Source organism: Candidatus Methylobacter favarea (genome assembly GCF_902806695.1).
Classification (GTDB): domain Bacteria; phylum Pseudomonadota; class Gammaproteobacteria; order Methylococcales; family Methylomonadaceae; genus Methylobacter_B; species Methylobacter_B favarea.
Genome location: NZ_CADCXN010000019.1, coordinates 1 through 4458, shown reverse-complemented (window position 1 = coordinate 4458; position 4458 = coordinate 1). Strand labels below are relative to the sequence as shown.

Annotated in this window: 5 protein-coding genes; 4 read left to right on the top strand and 1 reads right to left on the bottom strand. The window is 44.0% G+C overall.

Annotation, left to right across the window (positions count from 1 at the left end; all coding sequences use genetic code 11):
- Nucleotides 1-295: integrase core domain-containing protein (locus tag HUX64_RS02230; RefSeq protein ID WP_174624617.1), on the top strand; the 295-nt coding region annotated here is incomplete at its 5' end.
- A 318-nt stretch (nt 296-613) separates the two neighbouring features.
- Here HUX64_RS02230 and HUX64_RS02225 read toward each other — a convergent pair.
- Entirely contained in the window at nt 614-1114 is a 501-nt protein-coding gene (locus tag HUX64_RS02225; RefSeq protein WP_174624616.1) for a hypothetical protein, read from the bottom strand.
- Nucleotides 1115-1349: 235 nt separating this feature from the next.
- Here HUX64_RS02225 and HUX64_RS02220 point away from each other — a divergent pair, with 235 nt between their 5' ends.
- The 3 genes from HUX64_RS02220 to HUX64_RS02210 all read left to right on the top strand — a co-directional run bounded on the left by HUX64_RS02220 (nt 1350) and on the right by HUX64_RS02210 (nt 3929).
- On the top strand, nt 1350-1586 hold the full coding sequence (locus HUX64_RS02220) for a type II toxin-antitoxin system ParD family antitoxin (protein WP_174624615.1): 237 nt from the start codon (nt 1350-1352) through the stop codon (nt 1584-1586).
- A 649-nt stretch (nt 1587-2235) separates the two neighbouring features.
- Entirely contained in the window at nt 2236-3411 is a 1176-nt protein-coding gene (locus HUX64_RS02215; RefSeq protein ID WP_217426405.1) for an endonuclease/exonuclease/phosphatase family protein, read from the top strand.
- Nucleotides 3412-3644: 233 nt separating this feature from the next.
- On the top strand, nt 3645-3929 hold the full coding sequence (locus tag HUX64_RS02210) for a hypothetical protein (protein WP_174624613.1): 285 nt from the start codon (nt 3645-3647) through the stop codon (nt 3927-3929).
- Nucleotides 3930-4458: the final 529 nt, after the last annotated feature.

The following is a 4458-nucleotide window of genomic DNA, read 5'->3' as shown; positions in this document are numbered from 1 at the left end:
GATGCTACGGATTTTAACGGATCGTGGCACCGAGTATTGCGGACGCGCAGAAAGCCACGATTATCAGCTGTATTTGGCGATTAATGATAGTGAACACAGTAAAACTAAAGTACGATCACCGCAAACCAACGGTATTTGTGAACGCTTCCATAAAACGATCCTGCAGGAGTTTTACCAAGTGGCCTTACGCAAGAACCTGTATAACGAATCGGCCACCCTGCAAAAAGATTTGGACGACTGGCTCGATTATTACAATAATAAGCGAACTCATCAGGGTAAAATGTGTTGCGGGTGAACGCCTATGGCGACATTACAAGATGGCAAAACCGTCTGGAAGGAAAAATTTCCAGGCTGAATTTAACCTGACAGACACCTCTAAAAACCAGTCAGCTGTCAGGCTAAGTCTGAACTACTACAACTGATGGCTATACAATGAAAGATGGTCGATTTATTATTTGCACGACAAAAGTTTTATCGAGTAGCCCTGCAATTATGGAATGCAATGGCGAACCATAACCTTTTGTAACTGAATTAATAGCCACCTACCACCTTTAATGTCCATAGTGCTAAAAAGGCCGGAAATACTGGCCTTTTACTGTTAATTTATCAAAAATTACTTCACAAGAATAAGTTGGCTTCTCAACTCTTGAGGGACATTATTCAAGCTTATAATTTTGAATTCAGTTGACGACGGGCCTATGCTGCTAAATTGAGCCGTTAAGTCAGCGCTAAAAGTTTCAGGTAACTTAAACATTGCGCCAGTCGCGGGATCGATAATTAAAATGCCAATAATCCCACCAAAAATTAGATTGCCAAAATACCACCCATTTAGACGTGTATCCAAAGTTGCTGTTTTTTCCTGAAAACCGTCCTTTGTAAAATGTAAAGTATAAGTTTCACCATCAAAGAAGCCAGCTCCACTTGGCAAATTGACAGTTGCGGGGGTAGTGCCAGTGTGTATCTTTTCCCCTTTTTGGTTCGTGATTGTGAATGCAGAGGCTTCAGGAGTGCTCTTAATTGCAACAGGCCAATTTGATTGGCTAACGATGCTTGCGCAACCAGACATCACTGTAGTGCCCACGACTAATGCAATTATTCCTTTGTTAATTTTCATAATTTTTATTTTTTTGTTAGTTTTTTAGTTAGGTGATGAGCTTAAAAACGGCCCGGATTAAAGTTTAGTGCATAAGTGGTTTAATGTCTTAAAGTGGTTTCTTCATGCTAACGTGGACTAAAACAAGCTCACCATCCTTTGCAACTGAATCAGTAAAAGACAGTGTAAAACAATGTACAAATAACAATCTTTGTCATTTTCTGTTATTGATAACCCAAGCGGAGGAATAAACCCTATGAGCATTTCTTTGACTCCTCATTTTGAAGAGTTGGTGAAAGGCAAGGTCGAAAGTGGCCTGTACAACTCGGTCAGCGAAGTTATGCGGGGGGCTTTGCGCCTTTTGGAAGAGCACGAACAATTGCGTGAACTGCGGCTTGAGGAATTGAGGAGCGACATTCAGAAAGACATAGACAGCGGCGCGTCAACTCCCTGGGATATGGAAGAGATCAAGGCGCGAGGCCGTAAGGACTAGCGGGAGCATCTGTGCAGAAACTTACGGTTATGGTTTAATTTTAAGCCCAATCAATAAGATACTCCTACACCGCTCGGGCAATAGTCAGACAAGCTATTGCTGATCATGGGAATCTTGGCTTATGGTTTTTTATTACCCTATAATTTTCTGTTTTCTGAAACCGCAGGTTTCCGTTTAAATGCCCCCGCTAGTCCAAGTAATGTCGGTTTGAACGCCCGTCAGTTGCAAATAAATCCGGTCAAAAATTGCGCTGATTGCTGGTTGGCGGGGTTTTGATTGCAGGTTGCTAGAGATACTGATTGATCGGAACGCCCTGTTTAATTAACAGCGTTGCATATTTTTGAGATAAATCGGGAGGAATTGTCAACATCGTCATGTGATTGCTGAAACCGGATATTATGGAATTTCAGGATGATGTACAGTTAGCGAATTTGACTAACATCGCAAATTGATTGACTACAGAAAAAAAGCAGAGTAGATAGGCGGAAACCCTATAATTACTTGTTAGGCCAACAGCCTATTCTTGCATTGCCTATGACAAAATCAACTGCCGCATACTGGAACTCTTTGAGCTTTGAAAGCTGGAAACGATGTGTGTTGGTTCGAGAGCACGTATAATGCCTAAACTTAATCAGATAGGGGGTTCTCGATGAGAAAGCACGAGTTGGGGTTATTGAGTAGAAACCTATTCACTATGATTCTGGCATTGTTGATTGGCTTCGGTTCCGTTGCCGGAGCTGATGAATACGACAATAAGCGCGTTGTGAAAGTCATGACGCAGAACATCGATGCCGGCACCGATTTCATATTCCTTTTAGATCTTGGATTTGATCTATTGACGGCGGCAACGCTGACTTACGGGGAACTATTGCAAAGCGATATTCCCGATCGTGCTGCGCTTCTTGCTAGGAAAATCGCTCACCAGCAGCCTGACCTGATTTCTCTTCAGGAAGTGACTCTCTGGCAGACGATTTCGGCCGGGAAGCAAGTAACTGTTTTGTATGATCAGCTCCAGCTATTGCTCAATTCGCTGGCAGCTCTCAACCAGCACTACACGGTTGTGGTCAGTAATAATCTTACGCACAACCAGTTGCCCGTTAATCCCAGCCTCATCGGCCGATATGATGATCCAACACAGGTCGTAAGTTTCACTGACCGTGATGTCATCCTGGCACGTTCCGACCTTAAGAAATCCGAACTGTCTCTATCGAACCCTCAGGCTCATATCTATGATCATCTTTTATCGCTGGGGCAGCTTGGCCAATCCGTCCGGGGCTGGATTTCGGTCGATGCCAAGATTGAGGGCAAAAGCGTCCGTTTCGTTGATACCCACCTCGAGAGTGTGTATCCGTTTGTCCCTGAAACAGTAACTATCCAGGAAGCCCAGGCCGAAGAACTCATCAAGGCTATGGATGCTACAAACCTGCCTGTAATCCTAGCGGGCGACTTCAACGCGGATGCTGAGTTTGCAGGAATAGGGCCGGACCAAACAGACACTCCTCATAAAATTCTCGATGCCGGGTACACTGACACATGGCACGAGCTGCATCCTCAACAACATGGCTTTACATGGCCTTTGTTCCTTGAAGATCCTCTGCGTCCAAATCCATTGGGGCCATTCGAACGGATTGATCTCATCTACGAACGAAATCTTGAAATTCTAAAGGTTCAACGCCTTGGCGCTTTGGCCCATGAATTCGCCTCCGATCATGCAGGCGTCGTGTCAACAATGCAGATCGATAACCAGCCAGATAAATACCGTCTTGAAAATCAACCAATAGGGGTTCCAAGCCCAAACCCTCGTAATTTTTTAAATCCTTTATAATCATGGCGTTGTATAAATATCTTCGTATATAATCCAATCATATTCCGCAGCAGTTGTGAACGTCCGCTTTAAAAAATAATTTGAATTGCTCCAAACGGCCAAAGTCGGGCGTTGGCGTTTTCCGAAAGCAGGGTGAGTTTAAACAAACGACATTTCTGAGGTTCTGGCTTAGAATCCCCAATATCATCACAAGCCGCGTAAAGATGAGGCGATTTTGAAAAATATAGCCGGGAATGATGTATCTATTTTTATACCGCTTTGAATTACGCGGTAATGGCATCGACTTTGTTTTGAATGAGGTTATTGCCGAAGATATGTACCCAGATATCGATGAGAAAATGAAACCGCTCGTCCACGCCTGTTGCGAAACACTTTTGCGGTACAGGCAGCTAAGTGTGAGTAACACCATCATGGATGGCAATTTTCTTGTTATCATGGATGGCAATTTTCTTGTTATGGGAGAATTTGAGGTCATGACCATAGAGGGCTTTGTTATGCCTTCGATCATAAGAAATTAGGGGAGCTGGGGAGGATTGTATTGATTAAGGTTCGTGAACAAGAAATGTTGATGCAAGCCGATCTATACATAGGACAGGAAAACCAGGAATCCACTAGCGCAAAAAAGAAAAAGGCAATATTTGAGAACGTGGTTACAACTGTCAACGCCTGCTTTAATTGTAACCATCAAAAACAGGACAAATAACCTCCCACAACCTTTCAAGCCTGCGCATGGGTGGCGGTGCTGTGTAGTGCACGCTATTCTCAATTAATGTGATTCCTGGCCGATGTTATCGGGCTGTTCTCAATTAATCTGGGCACATTCTCACTTAATGGGGTTCCTGATGCACGGATAGCCTCAGCTAATGTGGTCTTGAAAAACCGATGTATTCGGTTCCTGTGATTTATATTATCGGGCCGCTACACATGCGGGTGCAAAAATGAAACTGACGATCGGCAAGTTGGGCAAACCATCCGCTAACACCAGCGCATCGTTTTACTGGATGAACCCGGCAAACCCTTTAGCGGTTACCGGCATTATCCGCCCCA